This is a genomic window from Rhodococcus sp. NPDC003348 (assembly GCF_053589375.1).
Window position 1 is genome coordinate 15,047 of the sequence record NZ_JBSFRT010000031.1, and the last position, 20,876, is coordinate 35,922.

Consider the following 20,876-nt stretch of genomic DNA (forward strand, 5'->3'; position numbering starts at 1 on the left):
GTCGCCTCCGTCCCCCACCCGTCCACCCCGCGCCGGGTGAGGGACGGAGTGACCGGGCTCAGCCCGAGAAGTCACCGATCGGGACGAAGTGACTCCATCTACCTTCCCGGTCGAGAACGTGCCCGGTGCGCTTGGCCACTCTCGGGATGATCCAGCGATCGATGACCCGGAGCCCTCCGTGAGGACCCTGCAGTCGTCGTTCCAGGATTTCGAGTTCGTGCAGATCGCGCAGCCAGAACGAGGCGACGAGGTTCGCCTCACCGACCACCGATGCGCACAGACGCACGTGCGGCAGGCCGATGATCATCGCGATGGTTCGATCGACATCGGGATGATCGACCCGCAGCCACAGCATCGCCTCGGCTTCCCACCCCATCAGGTCGTGCGCCAGGTCCACCCGCCACCGCGCCCAGTCGACGGCGAGCAGGGTCTCGATCCCACGGGAGACCGACGACAGGGATCGGCCGACCTCCTTCTGCACGTCCGACACCGGACGCCGCACGTCCCCGGCGAGCGCCGCGATCAACTCCAGGTACGACGCCGAGATCGGCACCTTCCGATCACGACTCGGAACGGTCTTCAGAACTGCCTCCACCTGGTGTTCGGTCAGATGACGTAGGCGGCTGGTAGGACCGTCGAGGTGGATCGCCTGGACGAAATGCGTCTTCGCCGCGGTCACCCCGGGGATGGAGGTGATCCGTTCGTCGATGTACCCGTCCAGCGCCGCGAGACCGACACCGGAGACGATGAGAAACAGGTCTCGCGACCCCGACGTGCAGTTGACGCTGTAGACGCGACGCTCCTCCGTCAACACGTCGATGATCTCCTGCCGACGTCCGGGTGCGCAGCTCAGCTCGATGAAGGCGTACTTCAGGTGGGCCCCGACGGGCCGGGGCGAGGCGAAGCACGTCGTCCAGACCGTCCGGGCCTCCTGCATCCGGGTCCAGCGCCGGGAGATCGTCGACGCGTCGACCGACAGGACGGCTGCCAGCCGTGTCCACGAGATGCGCGGGTTCAGCTGCACCGCACTGAGAATCTGCAGATCCAAATCGGCATCCATGAAAAATCCCTGCCCTCCCATGCCCCAATGAGCAATATTCATGCCAGATTCCTGCGCACAGTTCAAGTTCACGGGTTCGGACCACAGAATTGTGCAACTGCACCGCAAACCGGGCACGCGTGCCGCGGCGCCCTGCGCCCTGCGCCCACGTTCTCCGCCACGCCCGATTCCCCCGAAGGAGGCCCCGTGCCCAACTTCTCGACGACGACCGTCAAAGCGGTGTCGATCGCCGCCTCCGTCGTTCTCGCCGCCGGTATCGCCGGATGCGCCAGTGGCGCCACGGCAAGTTCCGGCGCAAACCGGGACGGTACTCTCAACGGCCGATTGATCACCGATCCCAGCGGATTCGATCCCGCCCTGGCGAAAGCGTCGGACGACTACCATGTTGCCCGCTTGCTGTTCGACACCCTGCTGCGCAAGGGCGACAACGGCAACCTCGTCGGCGGGCTCGCGCAGTCCTGGGCCGCTGTCGACGCATCGACCTACGAGCTCACGCTGCGTTCGGACCTCACCTGCGCGGACGGCAGCCCGATCACCGCCACGGTGGTTGCGAATTCTCTTTCCCGGGTGGCCGATCCGGCTACCGGGTCGATCGCTCGAACCCTCACGTTCGGAGACGGCACGGCGTCGGTGACGCCCGACGACGCGCGGTCGACGGTCCGAATCTCATTGAGCGAGGACTGGTCCGACCTGCTCGACGGGCTTACGGCCCCGCAGACCGGGATCGTCTGCCCCGCCGGACTCGCGGACCCGGCCGGGCTGCGCGCCGGTACCGTCGCCGAGGCCTTCACCGGCCCATACAGTCTCACCCGCTCCAGCCCCGCGGTCTCGTACGAGTTCACCCTTCGGGACAACTACTCCGCGTGGCCGCAATTCGAACCCCCGCTGGCCGGAGCCCCGCCGAACCGGATCACCCTCACACCGATCAGCGACCAGACGACGGTGGCCACCCACCTGCTCGCCGGCACCCTCCACACCGCGAACCTCACCGACGAGAACGTCAAGCGACTGACCCCCGAGGCGGGATTCACGGCCCAGAGCGTGCTCAGTTCGACCCTCTACATCGTCTTCAACGAGCGCCCCGGCACCGTCTTCGCCGATGCACCGGACAAGAGGGCCGCCGTCGCACGCGCGCTCGACAGGGTCACGTTCAACGACATCGTGTCCGGCGGCCGCGGAGAGGTCCTGACCTCGCTCGGTGGACCGAATCTGCGGTGCGCCAACACCGATGAATCAGTTCTCGCCGAACACGACCCAGCGGCCGCGGCCAAGGCACTCGGCGGGGTGTCCATCAACATCGTCGGGACGACGGCGTTGTCGGCCGGCAACGAGTACATCGCGGAGATGCTGCGCAAGGCGGGGGCCGACGTCACCATGAACGGCGTCGACAGCGCGAACTGGTCGAGCATCACGCGGTCCGGCAGCAACGAATGGGATCTGACGCTCATGGGCGACGCCAACCTGGTCGGCACGCTGTCGTCGTCCCTGCTGCGCGTCATGGGCCCGAGCGAGGAGAACGGCGGCCGCAACAAGTCCGGCGTCACCAACGATGAGGGTTACCACGCACTGCGCGAGGCCATGTCCGCGACCGACCCGGCTGCTCACTGCGCCGCGCTCCAGCGCGCGCAGCGCTCCGCACTGGCACGCGTCGATGCGGTTCCGTTGGCCACCCTGCCGATGTCCGTCGTCACGACCGGTGGCGTCAGCATGCGGGTGTTCGGCGACTACGCCGACTTCGCCACCCTGCGATTCGAGGACTAGGGCGACGCCATGACCACCGTGCACACCTCGGCCGGATCCGTGGCGACCCAACCGGGCCCGCCCCGGGAGGACCCTGCTGCGACGACATACGACGAGCGACCGAACACTAACGAGCGGACGATCCGGAACTCCCCGTGGATCGGATTCGCTGTCCGACGGAGCCTGGCGCTGGTGGGAACCTGCTTCGCGCTGGTGCTGCTGTCCTTCCTGATCGTCCAGTTGATCCCCGGCGATCCCGCCGAGGCGATTGCCGGTCCGGACGCGACCAAGGCCGAGGTCGATCTCGTCCGATCCGAGCTCGGCCTCGATCGACCCCTTGCGGCGCAGTTCTTTTCGTACATCGGCCAACTCCTTCACGGAGATCTCGGGATCTCCACGATGTACGAGCAGCCGGTCGACACCATCATCTCCGCCCGCTTGCCCTTCACGGTGTCGATCGCCGCGTGCGGCATCGCGCTCGTCCTGGTCACGGCGATCCCGATCGGCATGGCCGTCGGCGTCGTCACACGCGGCGGCCGGCACCGGCGGCTCGACACGGCGTTCACCGTCGTGACCGGAATCCTGGACTCAATCCCCGGCTACATCATGGCGACGGTCATGGTGCTGCTGTTCGGGATGGGTGTGGGGCTGCTGCCGCTGTTCCCACCCGCATATTCGCCGAACCAGCCGATGGACTCGTTGCTACTCCCCACTGTGGCGCTGGCGGTCGGCCCGGCATGCACCGTCGCGCGGGTGGTGCGCCGCGAGACCGCGGTGATCCTCGAGCACGACCACATCCGCACCGCACGCGGGTGGCGACTGTCCGCGCTCCGGATCCACCTGGGCCACGTGCTGCCGAATCTGGTCGCCACGAGTCTGACGCTGTGCGGGCTGGTGCTCAGCGGCATGATCGGTGGCGCCTTGATCATCGAATCGGTCTTCGCACTACCCGGCATCGGCAGCGGGATCGTCAAAGCGATCGTCGACCGCGACTACCCGGTCATTCGCGGCATGGTCCTCGTCATCGGAGTCATTGCCGCACTGGTGAATCTGATCGTGGACATCGTGATCGGCTTGCTCGATCCACGGTCCCTCGGAGACAAGGACGCCACCGATGCCTGACCTCTCCCGACTCGGCAAGTATCGCTCCAACCGGGCGCTCGTCGTCGGACTGACGCTGATGCTCGTCATCGTCCTTCTCGCGGTCATCTCCCCGATCGTCCTGCAGGATCGCGCCGACACACTGTTCGGGCGACTCGAAGGAGCCTCGCTCGACCACCCGCTCGGCACCGACGCCGCCGGCCACGACGTGCTCGCACGAACCCTCGTTGCCGGTCGTCTGACCCTGCTCATGACCGTCGCGGCGACGGCGATCGCGGTGGTCACCGGGTCCGTGATCGGGATCGCCGCCCTCCTGCTGCCGCGCCGGCCCCGCGAGGTCGCGCTGCGGGCCATCGACGCGCTGGTCGCCTTCCCCGCGCTGCTCATGGCACTCGCTGTCGCTTCGATCATGGGACCCGGGGGGATCTCCGTCGTGGTCGCGCTGGGAGCGGCTGGGGCGCCGAGTTTCGCACGATTCACCGCCAACCTGGCGGCGCAGGTGTCGCGCCGCGGATACGTCGTGACGGCGCGACTGCTCGGCGTCAGCCCGTTCCGGACGGCACGATCGCACATCCTCCCGAACATGGCCGAACCCCTGATGGTGCTGACGGCATCGCAATTCGCACAAGCCCTGACCGCATTGTCGGCACTGTCGTTCGTGGGACTCGGCGTGCAGTCTCCGCATTACGACTACGGCAAGCTACTCAACGATGCCTTACCGTTCGTGCTGGCCGGGCATCCCATCCAGATGGTCGGTCCAACGGTGATGATCGTGCTCACCGGCGCAACCGCCATCCTCATCGCGGACGGCTTGTCCGCGGTCTCCGACCCCCGCACCAAGATGGCCGCCCGCCCCGGCGCCTCCGCACCTCGGGTCCCGTCCACCGAAAAGCAATCTCCAGTCGGCGATCTCGTCCGTGTCCGGAATCTCACCGTCTCGAACGGAAACAGCGAACGCCTGGTCGAGGACGTGTCTTTCTCGATCCGGGACGGCGAGATCCTCGGCATCGTCGGCGAGAGCGGTTCCGGCAAGTCGCTGACCGCGATGACCCTGGCCCAGCTGCTGCCCGAGGGCCTGACCGCCACCGCGAGCGAGATACGCATCGCCGACCTGGACGTGCGGAGCCGGGTGGAGCGTGTGCGCATGGCGCAGACGGTGAGCCTCGTCTACCAGGATCCCGGCAGCACCTTCAATCCCGTTCTGCGGATGGGCACCCAGCTCAGTGCGCCGCTGCGGACCGCGCGCGGTCTGGGAGCCAAGCCGGCGCACGAACGGATCATCGGGTCGCTGCGTGACGTCCACATCAGTGATCCCGAGCGACGACTGGCTCAGCGACCGTACGAGTTCTCCGGGGGCATGCTCCAACGGGCGATGATCGCGACGGCCCTGAGCTGCAGCCCTCGGCTGATCATCGCCGACGAGCCGACCACCGCACTCGACGTGACCGTGCAGGCGAAGATCCTCCGAGAGTTCAAGCGCGTCAACCGCGTCGACGGAACGGCGATCGTCTTCATCTCGCACGACATCGAAGTCGTCAAGGCGCTGTGCGACCGCGTCCTCGTAATGAACGCAGGCCGGATCGTCGAGGAACTCGACAGCGGCGATCTGACCGTCGAACGAGCCCACCACCCGTACACCCGAAAGCTCCTGCTCGCCAATCCCACTCTGCAACAGCAACACTCACGCAACGAAAGGTGACGGCGTGCTCGACATCGAAGACCTCGAGGTCCGGCTGGGGCGAGGCCGCCGGGCCACGCCGATCCTCGGCGGCATCACCACCAGCGTCGCCAAAGGCCGAACGCTCGGCATCGTTGGCGAATCCGGCAGCGGCAAGTCCACTCTCGCGAAGACCCTGGTCGGACTGATCCGCCCGAGCGCGGGCACCGTGCGGGTTGCGGGCATCGACGTCCACGCGATGGACCGACGCAGCCGCGCGCGGCTGCGTCGCCAGATCCAGATGATCCCGCAGGATCCCTATTCGTCGCTCGACCCGCGCCGCACTATCGGGTACGCGCTCGCCGAGGCGATCGACCCCCGCCACGTCGACACCGGCAAACACCAAACGCTCATCCGGCACTGGCTCGAACAGGTTCATCTACCGGGTGACGCAATGCACCGGTATCCGCACGAGTTCTCGGGTGGTCAGCGGCAGCGCATCGCCATCGCCCGCGGACTCGTCGTCGGCCCGTCGATCGTCGTAGCCGACGAGATCACGTCGGCCCTCGACGTCTCCGTCCAGGCGGAGATACTGCGTCTGCTCGACCGGATCCGCACCGAACTCGGCCTGACGATGCTCTTCATCTCGCACAACCTCGCGGTCGTCCGACAGGTCAGCGACGACGTCGCCGTCCTGCACCGTGGCCGGATCGTCGAACAGGGCACCGCTGCCGACGTCCTCGAACGCCCACGAGACGGGTACACCCGCGCCCTCCTCGACGCTGTTCCCGGGACACCCGGCTTCACCCTCGCCTGACCAGCGCCGCTCGATCCGCCGGCGCAGACACACACTTCTGAGGAGCCATCATGAACAGCACGTCGACCACGACAGCGGCAACCACCGCGCCGGACCCGGGCGGAAACGACACCGCCCACGGAGTCGAGTTCCTCACCGCGGCAGACGATCTCCTCCCACGACTGGTGACGTTGCGGCGCCGGCTGCACGCGCACCCCGAGGTGGGACTGGAGCTGCCGAAGACCCAGGCCGCCGTCCTCGAGGAGCTTGCCGGGCTCGATCTCGAGATCACCCTCGGTGAGCGAACCACGTCGGTCGTGGCGGTACTGCGCGGCGGGCACCCCGGCCCCACCGTGCTGTTGCGCGGCGACATGGACGCGCTCCCGGTCGTCGAGGAGAACGACCTCCCGTACCGGGCGACCAACGGCGCGATGCACGCCTGCGGCCACGACATGCACACCGCCGGACTCGTCGGAGCGGCCCACCTTCTCGCCGCGCGGCGAGAAGATCTCCACGGCGACGTGCTTCTGATGTTCCAGCCAGGAGAAGAGGGGCATGGCGGCGCCCGCGTGATGATCGACGAGGGCGCACTCGCGGCGTCCGGTTCGCTTCCGGTCGCCGCGTACGCGGTTCATGTCGGCCCGGGCGTACCCGGACGGTTTCGCACCCGGTCGGGCACGATCCTCGGAAGCTCGAGCGTCCTGAGTGTCACGCTGACCGGATCCGGTGGGCACGGTAGCCGCCCGCACCAGGGCCGCGACCCGGTGCCCGCACTGGCCGAGATCGTCCTCGCCCTGCAGTCGATGATCACCCGTCGGGTCGACGTCCTCGATCCCGCGGTCCTGTCGGTCACCCGGCTGACCGCCGGCGACGCGGTGAACGTGCTGCCCGAGACGGTGAGTCTGGCCGCCACCGTACGGACGTTCTCCCGGGAAGCCCTCGACATCGTCGAGGCGGAATCGCGGCGGATCGTCGCGGGCATCGCCCACGCCCACGGGCTGCGCGCGGACGTCGACTTCGAGCGCTCGTATCCGGTGACCGTCACCGACGAGGCGGAGACGCGACGAGCGCTGGACACGATGATCGCGATGTTCGGCACCGAGCGTGTCGAAACGACCATGACGCCGAGGCTCGGTTCGGAGGACTTCTCGTTCGTCCTCGAGCGAGTCCCTGGCAGCTACATCTTGCTCGGTGCCAGTCCGGTGCACGTCGATCCGGCCACCGCGGCGTACAGCCATTCCCCGCAGGTCCTGTTCGACGACGCGGTGCTCGCCGACCAGTCCGCGCTACTCGCCCAGCTCGCCTGGGACCGACTCCACCTCTGAGCCCCGGCCGCAGCGAACCGCCGCGACGAACCCGCCGCTGGAGCCGCCCGTCACCGGTCGGGCGGCTCCGTCGCACGTCGATCCGGTCAGCTCATCGCTCCCGCGAACTGGCTGTGGTAGAGCTCCGCATACGCACCGCCCTGCTCGAGCAGGTGGGTGTGCGAGCCCTGCTCGACGATGCGCCCGTCCTTCATCACGAGGATCACGTCGGCGTCGCGGATGGTCGAGAGCCGGTGCGCGATGACGAAGCTGGTGCGGTCGCTGCGCAGCGCGGCGGTCGCGTGCTGGACGAGCAGCTCGGTGCGGGTGTCGACGGAGCTGGTGGCCTCGTCGAGGATCAGGATCGACGGCTGGGCCACGAACGCGCGGGCGATGGTGATCAGCTGCTTCTCGCCGGCGCTGACGTTGTTGCCCTCCTCGTCGATGATCGTGTCGTAGCCGTTCGGCAGGGTCCGCACGAACCGGTCCACGTAGCTCATCCGCGCGGCCTCCAGGATCTGTTCCTCGGTGGCTCCGGGCAGGCCGTAGGCGATGTTGTCGCGGATCGTGCCGCCGAACAGCCACGTGTCCTGCAGCACCATCCCGATCCGGGACCGCAGGTCGTCGCGCGTCATGTGCGCGATGTCGGCGCCGTCGAGCAGGATCCGGCCCGCGTTCACCTCGTAGAACCGCATCACCAGGTTCACCAGCGTCGTCTTGCCTGCGCCGGTCGGACCCACGATCGCGACCATCTGGCCGGGCCGCGTGATGAGGTTCAGGTCCTCGATCAGCGGCTGGTCCTCCTTGTACCGGAAGCACACGTCCTGGAATTCGACCAGGCCCCGGTTCACCCGGGGGGTGACGGCGGACTCCGGGTCCGGGATCTCCTCCGGTTCGTCGAGCAGCTCGAACACCCGCTCCGCGGAGGCGACGCCGGACTGCATGAGGTTCATCATCGAGCTGATCTGGGTGATCGGCTGGGAGAACTGTCGCGAGTACTGGATGAACGCCTGCACGTCACCGAGGGTCATCGAGCCCGACGCCACTCGCATGCCACCGATCACCGCGATCGCGACGTAGTTCAGGTTGCCGAGGAACATCACTGCCGGCTGCACCAGACCGGAGATGAACTGCGCCTTGAACCCCGACTCGTAGAGGCTGCCGTTCTTCTCGTCGAACGCGGCACGGACCTCACGCTGCCTGCCGAACGCCTGCACCAGGTCGTGGCCGGTGTAGGCCTCCTCGATCTGTGCGTTGAGGGCGCCGGTGTTCTGCCACTGGGCGACGAAGTGCTTCTGCGAACGCTTCGCGATGACCGCGGTCACCGCCACCGACGCCGGCACCGTCAGCACCGCGATCAGCGTCAGCAGCGGCGAGATCCACAGCATCATCGCGAGGATGCCGACCACGGTGAGCACGGCGGTGAGCAGTTGGTTGACCGTCTGGCTCACCGTCTGGGCGACATTGTCGATGTCGTTGGTGACGCGGGAGAGCAGGTCGCCGCGCTGGGTGGTGTCGAAGTAGCGCAGCGGCAGCCGGTGGATCTTGGCCTCGACGTCGGCGCGCAACTGCTTGACCGTGCCCTGGACGACGTCGTTGAGCAGGTACGCCTGCAGCCACGCGAACAGCGACGCCATCAGGAACAGCACGAGCACCAGGACGAGGACCTGCGTCAGCGCGGACCAGTCGATGCCGACACCCGGGACGACGTCCATCCCCGAGATCATGTCGGCGAAGGTGTCCTGCCCCTCCGCGCGCAGCGCCTCGACGGCCTGGTCCTTGGTCAGACCGGCAGGAAGCTGCCTGCCGATCATGCCGTCGAAGATGATGTTGGTGGCGCGCCCCATGATCTTCGGGCTCACCACGCTGAACACCACACTGATCGTGGCGAGGACGATGACTGCCGCCACCTGGAAGCGGTGCGGGGCCAACCGGCGCAGCAGCCGCCGCAGCGACGGCCAGAAGTTCAGCGCCTTCTTGCCAGGGATCGTGGCGGCGGCCTTCTTCGCGCCGCCCTTCTTTGCGGCACTCACGACGCCTCCTGTGCGGTGAACTGGGAGGCGACGATCTCCGCATAGGTGGGACAGGTGTCGAGAAGTTGCTCGTGCCTGCCGACGCCGACGATCCGCCCGTTGTCGAGCACCAGGATCTGATCGGCGGCGATGATCGTCGACACCCGCTGCGCGACCATGATCACGCAGGCCTCGCGGGTGACCGGCTCCAGTGCCGCCCGCAGCCGGGCGTCGGTGCCGAGGTCGAGCGCGGAGAACGAGTCGTCGAACAGGTATATCTCGGCGCGGCGGACGAGGGCGCGGGCGATCGCGATGCGCTGCCGCTGCCCCCCGGACAGGTTGGTCCCGCCCTGCGCGATGGGGGTGTCGAGCCCGGTGGGGACGGCGCGCACGAAGTCCGCTGCCTGCGCCACCTCGAGCGCCCGCCACAATTGGGCATCGGTCGCGTCGGGGTTGCCGTAGCGCAGGTTGGTGGCGACGGTGCCGGAGAACAGGAACGGCTTTTGCGGCACCAGCCCGATCGAGGCGCGCAACCGCTCCGGGGCGATCGACCGGACGTCCGCCGCTCCGACACGGACCTGGCCGTCGGTGACATCTATCAGTCGGGGGATCAGGTTCAGCAGGGTTGACTTGCCCGCGCCGGTGCCGCCGATGATCGCGGTGGTCATACCCGGTTCGGCGAGGAAGCTGATGTTGCGGAGCACCGGCTCGTCCGCGCCGGGAAAGGCGAAGGACACGTCGCGCATCTCGACGATGCCGCGCTCGCGCCAGGACTCGAGCAGCCACTCCGGTTCGGTGACGGACGGTTCGGTGTCGAGGACCTCGGTGATCCGTTCGGCGCACACCGAGGCGCGCGGCAACAGCACCGTCATCACCGTGACCATCATCACCGACATCAGGATCTGCATGATGTAGGACAGCACCGCGGTCAGCGCGCCGATCTCCATCTTGCCGTCGTTGATCAGGTGGGCACCGAACCACAACACCGAGATGCTGGTGAGGTTCGCGATCAGCATCACGGCGGGGCCCATGAACGCCGTCAGCCGGCCCACCCGCAGCGCGACGGAGACGAGGGAATCGTTCGCGAGGCCGAACCGCTCTTCCTCGTGCCGCTCCCGGACGAAGGCGCGGACCACGCGGATGCCGGTGATCTGTTCACGCAGCACCCGGTTGATCGCGTCGATCCGCACCTGCATGGACCGAAACTCCGGGACCATCTTCCGGATCACCAGGAACATCGTCACCGCCAGGACCGGCACGGCGACGGCCAGCACCCAGGCCAGGCCCTGCGACTGCCGGATCGACATGACGACACCGCCGATGCACATGATCGGGGCCGCCACCAGGATGGTGCAGGAGATCACGACGACCATCTGGATCTGCTGGACGTCGTTGGTGTTGCGTGTGATCAGCGACGGCGCGCCGAAGAAGCCGACCTCCCGGGAGGAGAAGTCGCCGACCTTGTACATCACCGCGGCGCGCAGGTCACGGCCGAGACCCATCGCCGCACGGGCACCGAAGTACACCGCGCCGATGCTGCACGCGATCTGCAGGCCGGTGATGAGCAGCATGACGCCGCCGGTGGACAGCACCACACCGGTGTCACCCTTGGTGACGCCCTTGTCGATGATGTCCGCGTTGAGGCTCGGCAGGTACAGCGACGCCATCGTGGAGATCAACTGCAGCACGATCACACCCGTCAGATCGGCCCGGTACGGCCGCAGGTATGTCCGGAGCAGTGAGTACAACATATTGACCGAGGCTACCAACCTGCTTGTTTGCTGCCCGGGGGACGCGCTCGGATCACAGCAGGTCGGTCAGCGGCGACGCCATGCCTGAGGCTCGGCCGTCAGCTCGTCGACGAACTCCGGAAGGGCGCCGACCGCGATGTCCGCGATGGTGACCGCTTCGAGCACCGCACGCAGGTTGACCCGGACCGCGATCCACACGTCCCGCAGCGGCGCGGCCGCGCCGGTGTACTCGACCTCTTCGGGCCGTTCCCCCCGCACCGAGGCCAGCGGGCCCTCGACCGTGCGGATCACGTCCGCGACCGCGATCTCGTCCGCGGGCCGGGCCAGCCAGTAGCCACCGTCGGGTCCGCGGCGGCTGTGCACCATGCCTGCGCGTCGCAGGTCGCCGAGGACCGCTTCGAGGAATTTGTGCGGGATGGTCTGGGCGGTGGCCAGGTACTCCGCCTTGACGGGGGTGGTCGTGTCGGCGGCGGCGATCTCGACGAGCGTGCGCACCGCGTAGTCGACCTTCGCGCTGATGTGCACGCGTGTCCCTCCCCTGTGCCTGAAGTCGAGCTCAATTCCTACCATTTCGGTATGGAATAGCCAAGAACCGATTGACAGACAGGTCGTGCGCTGAAATCCTGTGCGCATGTCCGGCCACCTCGCGCTCACGGTTCGACGCCACGTCGACCTCCTGCGCGTCGCCGGCGCTCTCTGTCGCTGATCGATCTGCCTCCTCTTCTCTCGTCGACCGGATCCTCCCGGGTACGGCGCTCTCCTGCGCGGCCCCGACCGCCACACCGCATCGGAAGACCCCATGAGCATCGATTTGCACTGGTTCCTGCCCACCGCCGGCGACGGCCGCGGCATCGTGGACAACTCGAACTCCTCGAACGCCGACCCGCGCACGGCCGGCAACCGGGCCCCCACCCTGGAGTACCTGACGCAGGTCGCCCGCGCCGCGGAGGCGGCCGGATTCACCGGTGTGCTCACCCCGACCGGAACCCATTGCGAGGACGCCTGGCTGACGACCGCGGCACTGATCCCGGCGACGACCCGCCTGAAGTTCCTCGTCGCCTTCCGCCCCGGCGTCATCTCCCCCACCCTGGCCGCGCAGATGGCGTCGAGCTTCCAACGCCTGTCCGGCGGACGACTGCTGCTCAACGTGGTGACGGGCGGCGACTCCGCCGAGCAACGCCAGTTCGGCGACTGGCTGACCAAGGACGAGCGGTATGCGCGCACCGCCGAGTTCATGCAGGCGCTCCGCGGCTCGTGGGGCGAGGCCCCGTTCGACTACACGGGTGAGCACTACCGCCTGGTCGGTGCCACGACCTCCGCACCGCCGAATCCGGTGCCGCCGTTGTACTTCGGCGGCTCATCCGCAGCTGCACTCCCGGTCGCGGGCGCGAACGCCGACGTCTACCTCACCTGGGGTGAACGCCCCGACGCGGTGGCCGCCAAGATCGCCGCCGTCCGCGAGCACGCCGAACGGGCCGGCCGGACAATCCGATTCGGCATCCGACTGCACGTGATCACCCGCGACACCTCGGCCGAGGCATGGGCGGTGACCGAGAAGATGCTCGCCGGCCTCGACCCCGACGCGATCGCCGACACCGCCGCCCGGTTCGCGAACGCCGAGTCGGAGGGACAGCGCCGGATGACCGCCCTGCACGGCGGCAGCACCGCCGACCTGGAGATCGCCCCGAACCTGTGGGCAGGGGTCGGACTGGTTCGCGGCGGCGCCGGAACCGCCCTGGTCGGCAGCCACACCGAGGTCGCGGACCGGATCGAGGAGTACCACGCCCTCGGCATCGACGAGTTCATCCTGTCCGGCTACCCGCACGTCGAGGAGGCGTACTGGTTCGGCGAGGGTGTGCGTCCGATCCTCGCGCGCCGCGGCCTGCTGGCCGGCGACCGCGCCCTGGTCCACGCCTGAGCCGTCCGCCCGGGTCACCGCCCGCCGCCGAAGACCCGTTCCCGCAGGTCGCCGAGCGGGGATCCGGGCACGCGGTCGGCGACCCCGCGGTCGGTTCCCTCCACCGGGTGCTCCGGCAGCCCCGCGACCACGGCGGCGACGTTGTGTCGGCTCGTGCTCCCGGCACTCAGGTAGTCACTGTGTCCGGTTGCACCGGAATATGATTCGCCGTCCACCTCGGCAGCCACCGTGGAAAGATTGGTGACCCCCGAGAGACGGTTCGGGTCGGTCCCGTAGGCCGCGAGGTCGGCCACCCGGTCACCGTGCGCCTCGGCCACGTAGACGTGCCCCGGGGCCAGGCCGAGATCCGCGACGGTGTCGGTGCCGAGCCCGGGCGAGCCGAGGAACACCGCGTCGTCGACCCCGGTGTCCCCGCGCCGCAGCGCCATCCCGGTGGTCGTCGACCCGTAGGAGTGTCCGACCGCGGTCAGATGCATCGGATCCGTCCGGGACGCGGCGAGACCGCGGTAGAACGACGCCAGTGCCTGGGCTCCGGCGCGCGCCGCCTTCGCGCCGCCGAGGTCGACGATCGCGTCCCGCACCGATCCCACCGGATCGCCCGGATCGATTTGCGGTGCACGGTAGTCCATCCAGACGACGGCCGCGACGGTCTCGTCGGCGCGATCGGCGGCGACGAGCTGGCGCGTGGCGTCACCGCGCAGCCCCTCCATCGACTCGGCATACCTCGCGAGGTCGTCACGCACGGTCGAGTTGACGCCCGGAGTGAACGCGGCGACGTGGTCGGCATTGTCGACGTCCCCGATGGCGACCGCGGCCCGCACCTCCACTCCGCCTCGGTAGACGAGCAGCCGCCGGTCCGGATCGGCGATAGCCCGTGAGACCGCGTCGATCTCGTCGAGCCGGGCGCGGACGGCCCCGATCTCGGCCCGGGCCCAGGAACCGGCCGCGCCGAAGGACTCCTGGTAGCGACCGGCGGCACGAAGTTCTTCGAGACGCTGCCCGAGTCCGTGCCGGTCGGCGGCGAGCTGGGCCCGGTTCGCGGCGTCACGAGCGGCGGCCGGGATGCCGTCCCGGTTGCCGATCCACCCGGGGTGCGCCGCGATCACCTCGCGGCGCTCCTCCTCGGTCAGGCGCGTCCAGTAGCTCGTGTTCGCTTCGGGCACCGCTTCGTTCGCCGGTAAGGCGGGTTCGGACACCGGTCCCACCCCGCCCCGTCGCAGCGCGTCCGCGGCCGCTCGGTCGGCCTCGTCCACGGCGTCCAGCGCGGCCGACAGCCGGGCGTCCTGCATGCGCGCGAGGACGGCGAGGGCGGCACCGACGACCGCGGTGGCCGGCACGGCCGCGAGCCACGGCGCCGCGAGCGCGGTCACCCGTCCGCTGTCGCTCACGCGCAACCCGAACACGTCGGCAGCGTCGCCCGCGACGGCGAGCGCTGTCGAGCGGGCCGCGACGATGGTGGCCGCGGCCGTTCGCAGCGCGGTCGCGACGTCGTCCAGCGCCGCGGAAAACTCGGTCGCCGAACGGAATTCGCGCTCGACACGGTCGAGGGCGGCAACTGCGGCCACACCCGTCCAGTCGGTGTCGTGGGTCCGCACGTGGGCGGCGCGGACGGCGGCGAGATGGTCCCGGCTCACCGCGTCGAGCGCGCCCGCACAGTCGGTGAGCGCATCCGGGGTCCAGCCGCGCAGCCGGGTCAGGGTCGGGCGCATCAGCGGTCACCGGCGGCGGGCCGCCAGTCATCGCCGGCGGCGGGCCGCCGGTGGTTCTCCGCGGCGAGCCGCGCGGCGGTGGCGGCGTCGGTGCCGGCGTATCCGGCGGCCGTGCCGGTCGCGGCGGCGGACAGCGCCCGGAGCCGCAGCGCGGTGTCCGCGACCGCGTCCGTGAGGGCGGCGGACAGCGGCGCGAGCGCGGCGGCGGTGTCCGATCCCGGCAGCGCCTCCGCGGCCGATCCGACCGGTCTCCCCGGATCACCACCGGCCACCGCGTCCGCGGCTGCCGCCAGCTCCCGCGCCAGCGCGACCACCGCGTCGGCGTCGACGCGCATCTCCCCGTCCATCCGGTCCCCCTCCGCTCACGTCACCGGCACGCTATCGGCGGGATCGGCGCGGCGGCGGCGCTGCACAGGGGCTTGTCCCCAGGGGAACCGGGCACCGCCGCATTGCGTCCGCCATTCCCTGGATCGCGGGCGGCCGACGGGTCCACACTGCTTGCATGTTCTCGGTGCCCGACCTGTGGAATTCTCTGCCGCAGCCGCTGCGTGACCCGGTCGCGCTCGCGATCCCGTTCTTCGTGCTGTTCCTGGTGCTGGAGTGGGTCGCGGCCCGCTACCTCGCCGAACCGGAGATCGACGAGGCCGGGCGCACGCACCCACCGAAGGGTGGCTACCAGGGCCGGGACGCGCGGACGAGCATCTCGATGGGGCTGGTGTCGGTCGCCACGAGCGCGGCGTGGAAGGCACTCGCGTTGGTCGGCTACGCGGCGATCTGGGCATACCTCGCGCCGTGGCACCTGCCGCCCGACGCCTGGTACACGTGGGTGATCCTGATCGTGGGCGTCGACCTGCTGTTCTACTGGTATCACCGGATCGCGCACCGGGTGCGGATCGTGTGGGCCACCCACCAGGCGCACCACTCGAGCGAGTACTACAACTTCGCGACCGCGCTGCGGCAGAAGTGGAACGACAGCGGCGAGATCCTGATGTGGCTCCCGTTGCCGCTCCTCGGGATGCCGCCGTGGATGGTGTTCGTCGGGTTCTCGGCGAACCGCGTCTACCAGTTCCTGGTGCACACCGAGCACGTCGACCGGTTACCGCGGCCGATCGAGTTCGTCTTCAACACACCCTCGCACCACCGGGTCCACCACGGCTGTGACCCGGAGTACCTGGACCGGAATTACGCGGGAATCCTGATCCTCTGGGACCGGATGTTCGGCACCTTCCGGGAGGAGACGCACCGGCCGACGTACGGGCTGACCAAACCCGTCGGCACATACAACATCCTCACCCTGCAGGGCCACGAGTACGCGGCCATCGCCCGGGACGTGCGCGCCGCCGACTCGTGGCGGCACAAGTTCGGCTACGTCTTCGGCCCACCCGGGTGGACGCCTACTTCTGCAGGCTGACCAGGAAGTCGACGGTGCCGGTGCCGTCGACGGTGACGAACCCGAGCGACGGCGGGGTGACACCGAAGTCGGTCCAGGTGACGGGAATGGCACCGGAGGCGATCAGCTCGTTCCCCGAGCGCAGCACCTCGACGTCGACGCTGACCGGGCGCGAAGTGCCCTTGAGGGTGAGGGTGCCGGTCGCGGTGACGGTGCCTGCGGTGCCGTCGGTGGGCACCGCGGACAGGTCGACCGGACCGTCGAGCGTGAAGGTCGCGGTCGGGTACTGCGCGGCATTCATCACGTTGCCGGTGAACTGGCCGTCGCGGCGGGCGCTGTCGGTCTTGACGGACGCGACCTGCACGACGACCTCGGCGGCGGTGAGCTTGTCGGACTCGACGGTCGCCGAGCCGGAGACGTCGCCGGTGGTGCCGACGACGGTGACGCTGGCGCCGTTGAGGATCTCGTGGACGGTGTAGCCGGCGGCGGTCTTGTTGGGCTCCGCGCCCGCGACCACGGTCCACTGACCGTTGACGTCGCCCTGCGCCGTCTGTGCGCCTTCCGTGGACACCGACGCGGCCGGGGCGTCGTCCTCCGCGATCCAGTTCCCGTACACCCACGGTCCTGCGACGAGCGCGAGGAGCGCGACGACGACGATTCCACCGAGAATCCACCAGCGCTTGGTCATGACGGCCAGAATAGTTGAGCTTTCAAGGTCGTGGGGGCGTCACGATGCGCGCGGAGCCCGAGGGGCAACCGGTGAGCGAGGTGTCAGCAGTTGTCGAACTTCCACTGCCCGTCCACGTATGTCCACGTCATCGGCGCCTTGCTGCCCTTGCCGTCGAACGAGGTCGCGACCACGGTGGCCGACTCCCCGTCCATGGTGATGGCGACCTCCTGCGCCCCGGAGAAGTCGCGGCCGGCGTATGCCGTCGCCGCGGCCGTGGCGTACTCCTCCCGGCCGAACTTCTCCTGGCACCGCGCGGACAGGTTGTCGTAGTCCGCGGACCAGTCGGCCTTCTGCAGGTTCGCGTACTGGGCGTCGACCGCGGCCCGCAGGCCGTCCTCGGTGGCGCCGGAGGAGGAAGACGAGTCGTCCGACGAGCAGCCGGCGAGCGCCAGCACCGCTGCACCGGCGAGGGGAATCACGATCGAAGCCTTGTTCACGGCCACATGGTTACCAGATCGACGCGCGCGTCACCGCCGGTCCGGGGAAAATCGGTCCCTTCGACGGACACTCACCGGCGGCGACCACGGTCTCGGCGCCTCGCGGGCGCTGTACAGTTGAGGCATCGGACGCACCGTGAACCGGAATTGACATCACTTCGGTCTGCACCGATTGGAAATCAACAGCCGATTCGCGGCTTCGAAGGAGCGTCGTCATGACGCCTTCCCGCATCCCATCGCATTTCGACATGGGACGACACACACCGACTCCGGCCAACCGGCAGCCGTTCGCCCCGACCACTCGAACCTCTCGGCTACTGCTGACCCCACGGGCGGAGCACCGAACCGCAGTGGATGGGGCCTGGTGGCCGTGGACCACCAATCTCACGACCGAACTCCACGATCTGGCCACCGCCCTCACGATCCGCCTCGGGCATGTCACGCGAATTGCGTTCGACTGGAACGCAATCAGCGTCAGGCAGCGTGGTATCGACGAGTGGGACGGGATAACGGTCACCGGCCCACTCCCCGGCCAACCCACGAACCAGATGTACGTCTTCGGGGACAGCGGCCGCCGCGTGGCACTCGTGGTGATCGCCGCAGGCACGGCCGCCGATTGCGGCTACGACGTCATGCGAGACGTCATCAGGGATGCCGAGGCGCCGTACAGTCGCCGCGCCGGCTAGGCATTCGGTCGCGCCGACCGGCCTGTCGGCGCGCATTCGGTGAGTCTCGCCGCGGCCTCGAGGGGTGGTCGTTCTCGCGTTCTCCCGACCAGCCCGACGGTTCTGTCCATGAAAAAAGCTCCCCACCTGCGTACACAGGTGGGGAGCTTTGGCGGTGGCGGAGGGATTTGAACCCTCGGACGGGGGTTACCCGTCACACGCTTTCGAGGCGTGCTCCTTAGGCCGCTCGGACACGCCACCGCTGGTGACTTTACCCGACTCGACCGCACGGCACTAAATCCGCAGGTCAACCGGCACCGGCCGACCCGGCCCGTCAGCGCCGCGGCGCGTACTCGACGACCTCGACCCCGGAGGCGAACGCACGGGTGTCGACCACGTCGAACACGACAGGGAGGTACGCGACCCCGTCGAACAGCGGAATGCCGGCCCCGAAGAGCACCGGATGGCGCTTGACGATCAGCCGGTCGATCTCGCCGGCGAGCCGGCCGGCCAGTTTGCCGCCGCCGCACAGCCAGATGTCCGCGCCGTCCGAGCGCTTCAGTTCACGCACCAACTCCACCGGATCGGCATCGGTCACCTCCAGGTTCTCGGCGTCGGCGGTGTTGCTGCGCGAGAACACGATCTGCCGCAGATGGCGGTACGGGCTGGTCACGCCGTCGGGCAGCCCGGCGGCGTAGGTGTTCCACCCCATGAGCACGGTGTCGAACCCGGTACGCGGCTGAGCGATGCCGAGATGCTCGGCGCCGTCGGTGGGGAGTGCGTCGGCGAAGCGCGCGAGGTCGGCCATGTGGTCGCCCTCGAGGATGAACGCATCGAACTGACCTTCGGGACCGGCGATGTAACCATCGAGGCTGGTGGCGACGTAGTACACGAGTTCACGCATTCCAACTCCAATCACTACAACTGTCGTGAATGACAATGTACAACAGGTGTCGTGGTTCGGCTAGCATGTTTTCCATGGCGCGCAACGAGGAGCGTCGGCAGTTGCTCGCCGACGCAGGCCTGACGGTTCTGGCGAATCAGGGCGCTCGGGGGCTGACCCACCGGGCGGTCGATCGCGAGGCGGGCGTGCCCCTGGGCACGGCCTCGAACTACTTCCGCAGCCGGGACGAGCTCATCGCCGGACTGGTGGAACGCATCGGTGAGCGCCTGACGCCCGACGCGGACGTCCTCGCCACCCTCGCGGACAGGGAGCCGAGCCGCGAACTGTTCGCCGACTACCTGCGCGACATCGTGCGCCGGCTGACCGAGAACCGGGAGGTGACCATGGCACTCTTCGAACTGCGACTCGAGAGCACGAGGCGCCCGGAAGTCGCGGCGATGATGTCGGAGTGGGGACGATCGGGCTTCGAAGCGGACGTCGCATTCAACACCGCGGCCGGCCTGCCCGGCGGCGCCCGCGAGATCGCGCTGTTCCACTACGCCGTCGACGGGCTCCTCCTGGACCGGCTCACCACACCGCTGATGCCCGACACCTCGACCGACGAGATCGTCGACGCGCTCGTCGCGGGCCTCCTCCCGCACTGAGCCCGGCACCCGCCGACGAGCAGGTCGCCGTCAGCGGTGGGTGCGGAAGAAGTCGTCGAGCAGCGTCACACACTCGGCCTCGAGGACCCCGCCGCGCACCTGTGGGCGGTGGGTGAGCCGGCGGTCGCGGACCACGTCCCACAACGACCCGACTGCCCCGGTCTTCGGTTCCCACGCCCCGAACACGACCCTCGACACCCGCGCCAGCACCAGCGCGCCCGCGCACATCGTGCACGGCTCCAGCGTCACCGCGAGGGTGGCACCCTCGAGCCGCCAGCCGTCCCCGTGCACCTTCGCGGCCTGCCGCAACGCCAGGATCTCCGCGTGCGCGGTCGGGTCGCCATACGCCTCCCTGGCGTTCGCCGCCCGCGCGAGCTCGATCCCGTCGGCGTCGAACACGACCGCCCCGACCGGGACGTCCGCGTCCCCGGCAGCGGCGGCGGCCTCGATCGCGGCACGCACCATCGCCTCGTCGCGCGCGAGCGGCGACTGCGACAGCGTCACTACCGCGGCGCGGCGTCGAGTACCGCGGTCAGCTCCGTGCCGAAGCCGAGCCGCTGCGCGATCATCGTCAGCTGCTCGTCCGGGTACAGGTCCGTCTCCGCGAGGATCACACCGAGTACCGGTTCCGGCAGACCGAGGTCGGAGAGTACGCCCAGGTCGCCCTCCTCCCACGGCTCGATGTCGTCGAGGTCGTCGGGGTCGATGTCGGGGGCCTCGATGTTCAGCGCCTCGAGCACGTCGGCGGCGATGTCGTAGTCGAGGGCCATGGTCGCGTCGGACAGCAGCAGCCGCGTCCCGGTCGGTGCGGGCCGCAGGATGACGAAGAACTCCTCGTCGACGTCCAGCAGGCCGAACACCGCGCCCGACGCGCGCATCTCGAGCAGCTCCTTCTCGGCCTGATCGAGGCTGGTCAGTGCGGCCGCGGTCAGGGCCGTGCACTTCCATTTCCCGTCGTCGAGCACCACTGCCACACCGAAGCCTTCGAGGTCTTCGAACCGGTCCGAGGGGGCGTTGTTCCCCGCGCGCTGTGCAGCCATGCGGCAACCGTAGTCCGC

Annotated in this window: 21 protein-coding genes and 1 tRNA gene; 10 read left to right on the top strand and 12 right to left on the bottom strand. The window is 69.0% G+C overall.

Annotation, left to right across the window (positions count from 1 at the left end; translation table 11 throughout):
- Positions 1-58: 58 nt before the first annotated feature.
- Complete coding sequence (locus ACWDU4_RS19495) at positions 59-1,060, bottom strand: Lrp/AsnC family transcriptional regulator (RefSeq protein WP_450115569.1); 1,002 nt, start codon at positions 1,058-1,060, stop codon at positions 59-61.
- A 186-nt stretch (positions 1,061-1,246) separates the two neighbouring features.
- On the opposite strand from ACWDU4_RS19495, the gene ACWDU4_RS19500 reads away from it, so the two are divergent.
- From ACWDU4_RS19500 to ACWDU4_RS19520, 5 genes are read left to right on the top strand one after another with little or no spacing between them, the layout of a single operon-like run.
- The gene (locus ACWDU4_RS19500) at positions 1,247-2,821 is read left to right on the top strand and encodes an ABC transporter substrate-binding protein (RefSeq protein ID WP_450115570.1); all 1,575 of its coding nucleotides are present in this window, start codon (positions 1,247-1,249) and stop codon (positions 2,819-2,821) included.
- 9 nt (positions 2,822-2,830) lie between these two features.
- Positions 2,831-3,922 (top strand): ABC transporter permease, encoded by a 1,092-nt coding sequence (locus ACWDU4_RS19505; protein WP_450115571.1) that lies wholly within the window; start codon positions 2,831-2,833, stop codon positions 3,920-3,922.
- The gene (locus ACWDU4_RS19510) at positions 3,915-5,600 is read left to right on the top strand and encodes a dipeptide/oligopeptide/nickel ABC transporter permease/ATP-binding protein (protein ID WP_450115572.1); all 1,686 of its coding nucleotides are present in this window, start codon (positions 3,915-3,917) and stop codon (positions 5,598-5,600) included. Before ACWDU4_RS19505 ends, ACWDU4_RS19510 begins: the two co-directional genes overlap by 8 nt.
- 4 nt (positions 5,601-5,604) lie before the next feature.
- Entirely contained in the window at positions 5,605-6,375 is a 771-nt protein-coding gene (locus ACWDU4_RS19515; RefSeq protein WP_450115573.1) for an ABC transporter ATP-binding protein, read from the top strand.
- 50 nt (positions 6,376-6,425) lie between these two features.
- Complete coding sequence (locus ACWDU4_RS19520) at positions 6,426-7,679, top strand: M20 metallopeptidase family protein (protein WP_450115574.1); 1,254 nt, start codon at positions 6,426-6,428, stop codon at positions 7,677-7,679.
- A gap of 86 nt (positions 7,680-7,765) precedes the next feature.
- Here the strand turns inward: ACWDU4_RS19520 and ACWDU4_RS19525 are convergent, their stop codons facing one another.
- From ACWDU4_RS19525 to ACWDU4_RS19535, 3 genes are all read right to left on the bottom strand, one after another.
- Positions 7,766-9,691: an ABC transporter ATP-binding protein gene (locus ACWDU4_RS19525; protein ID WP_450115575.1), complete on the bottom strand. Its 1,926-nt coding sequence runs from the start codon at positions 9,689-9,691 to the stop codon at positions 7,766-7,768.
- On the bottom strand, positions 9,688-11,421 hold the full coding sequence (locus ACWDU4_RS19530) for an ABC transporter ATP-binding protein (protein WP_450115576.1): 1,734 nt from the start codon (positions 11,419-11,421) through the stop codon (positions 9,688-9,690). The genes ACWDU4_RS19525 and ACWDU4_RS19530 overlap by 4 nt, the downstream gene beginning before the upstream one ends.
- A 66-nt stretch (positions 11,422-11,487) precedes the next feature.
- Positions 11,488-11,946, bottom strand: coding sequence for an RrF2 family transcriptional regulator (locus tag ACWDU4_RS19535; RefSeq protein ID WP_450115577.1), 459 nt, complete (start codon positions 11,944-11,946; stop codon positions 11,488-11,490).
- Between the two features lie 106 nt (positions 11,947-12,052).
- Here ACWDU4_RS19535 and ACWDU4_RS19540 point away from each other — a divergent pair, with 106 nt between their 5' ends.
- Positions 12,053-12,127: a putative leader peptide gene (locus ACWDU4_RS19540; protein ID WP_450115625.1), complete on the top strand. Its 75-nt coding sequence runs from the start codon at positions 12,053-12,055 to the stop codon at positions 12,125-12,127.
- A 93-nt stretch (positions 12,128-12,220) separates the two neighbouring features.
- Positions 12,221-13,339, top strand: coding sequence for an LLM class flavin-dependent oxidoreductase (locus ACWDU4_RS19545; protein WP_450115578.1), 1,119 nt, complete (start codon positions 12,221-12,223; stop codon positions 13,337-13,339).
- A 14-nt stretch (positions 13,340-13,353) separates the two neighbouring features.
- On the opposite strand, the gene ACWDU4_RS19550 is transcribed toward ACWDU4_RS19545, so the two are convergent.
- Positions 13,354-15,048: an alpha/beta hydrolase gene (locus tag ACWDU4_RS19550; RefSeq protein WP_450115579.1), complete on the bottom strand. Its 1,695-nt coding sequence runs from the start codon at positions 15,046-15,048 to the stop codon at positions 13,354-13,356.
- The gene (locus ACWDU4_RS19555) at positions 15,048-15,395 is read right to left on the bottom strand and encodes a hypothetical protein (protein WP_450115580.1); all 348 of its coding nucleotides are present in this window, start codon (positions 15,393-15,395) and stop codon (positions 15,048-15,050) included. The genes ACWDU4_RS19550 and ACWDU4_RS19555 overlap by 1 nt, the downstream gene beginning before the upstream one ends.
- Positions 15,396-15,550: 155 nt before the next feature.
- Here ACWDU4_RS19555 and ACWDU4_RS19560 point away from each other — a divergent pair, with 155 nt between their 5' ends.
- A complete protein-coding gene (locus ACWDU4_RS19560) occupies positions 15,551-16,459 on the top strand; it encodes a sterol desaturase family protein (protein WP_450115581.1) in 909 nt (302 codons plus the stop codon).
- Here ACWDU4_RS19560 and ACWDU4_RS19565 read toward each other — a convergent pair.
- Positions 16,443-17,126, bottom strand: a complete 684-nt coding sequence (locus ACWDU4_RS19565) for a YceI family protein (protein ID WP_450115582.1) — start codon at positions 17,124-17,126, stop codon at positions 16,443-16,445. The two genes, ACWDU4_RS19560 and ACWDU4_RS19565, sit on opposite strands and share 17 nt — an antisense overlap.
- Before the next feature lie 83 nt (positions 17,127-17,209).
- Positions 17,210-17,605 carry a hypothetical protein gene (locus tag ACWDU4_RS19570; protein WP_450115583.1) on the bottom strand — a complete coding sequence of 132 codons (396 nt, stop codon included), beginning with the start codon at positions 17,603-17,605 and terminating at the stop codon, positions 17,210-17,212.
- A 248-nt stretch (positions 17,606-17,853) separates the two neighbouring features.
- Between ACWDU4_RS19570 and ACWDU4_RS19575 the strand changes: the two genes are divergently transcribed.
- On the top strand, positions 17,854-18,291 hold the full coding sequence (locus tag ACWDU4_RS19575; protein WP_450115584.1) for a DUF5994 family protein: 438 nt from the start codon (positions 17,854-17,856) through the stop codon (positions 18,289-18,291).
- Between the two features lie 149 nt (positions 18,292-18,440).
- Here the strand turns inward: ACWDU4_RS19575 and ACWDU4_RS19580 are convergent.
- Positions 18,441-18,531, bottom strand: a tRNA-Ser gene (locus tag ACWDU4_RS19580).
- Positions 18,532-18,604: 73 nt separating this feature from the next.
- A complete protein-coding gene (locus tag ACWDU4_RS19585; protein WP_450115585.1) occupies positions 18,605-19,174 on the bottom strand; it encodes a dihydrofolate reductase family protein in 570 nt (189 codons plus the stop codon).
- Positions 19,175-19,248: 74 nt separating this feature from the next.
- Between ACWDU4_RS19585 and ACWDU4_RS19590 the strand changes: the two genes are divergently transcribed.
- Positions 19,249-19,818 (top strand): TetR/AcrR family transcriptional regulator, encoded by a 570-nt coding sequence (locus ACWDU4_RS19590; RefSeq protein ID WP_450115586.1) that lies wholly within the window; start codon positions 19,249-19,251, stop codon positions 19,816-19,818.
- Positions 19,819-19,848: 30 nt separating this feature from the next.
- Here ACWDU4_RS19590 and ACWDU4_RS19595 read toward each other — a convergent pair whose 3' ends face one another.
- Both ACWDU4_RS19595 and ACWDU4_RS19600 read right to left on the bottom strand, forming a co-directional pair.
- Complete coding sequence (locus tag ACWDU4_RS19595) at positions 19,849-20,283, bottom strand: nucleoside deaminase (protein ID WP_450115626.1); 435 nt, start codon at positions 20,281-20,283, stop codon at positions 19,849-19,851.
- Between the two features lie 38 nt (positions 20,284-20,321).
- On the bottom strand, positions 20,322-20,858 hold the full coding sequence (locus tag ACWDU4_RS19600) for a tRNA adenosine deaminase-associated protein (protein WP_450115587.1): 537 nt from the start codon (positions 20,856-20,858) through the stop codon (positions 20,322-20,324).
- Between the last annotated feature and the right edge of the window lie 18 nt (positions 20,859-20,876).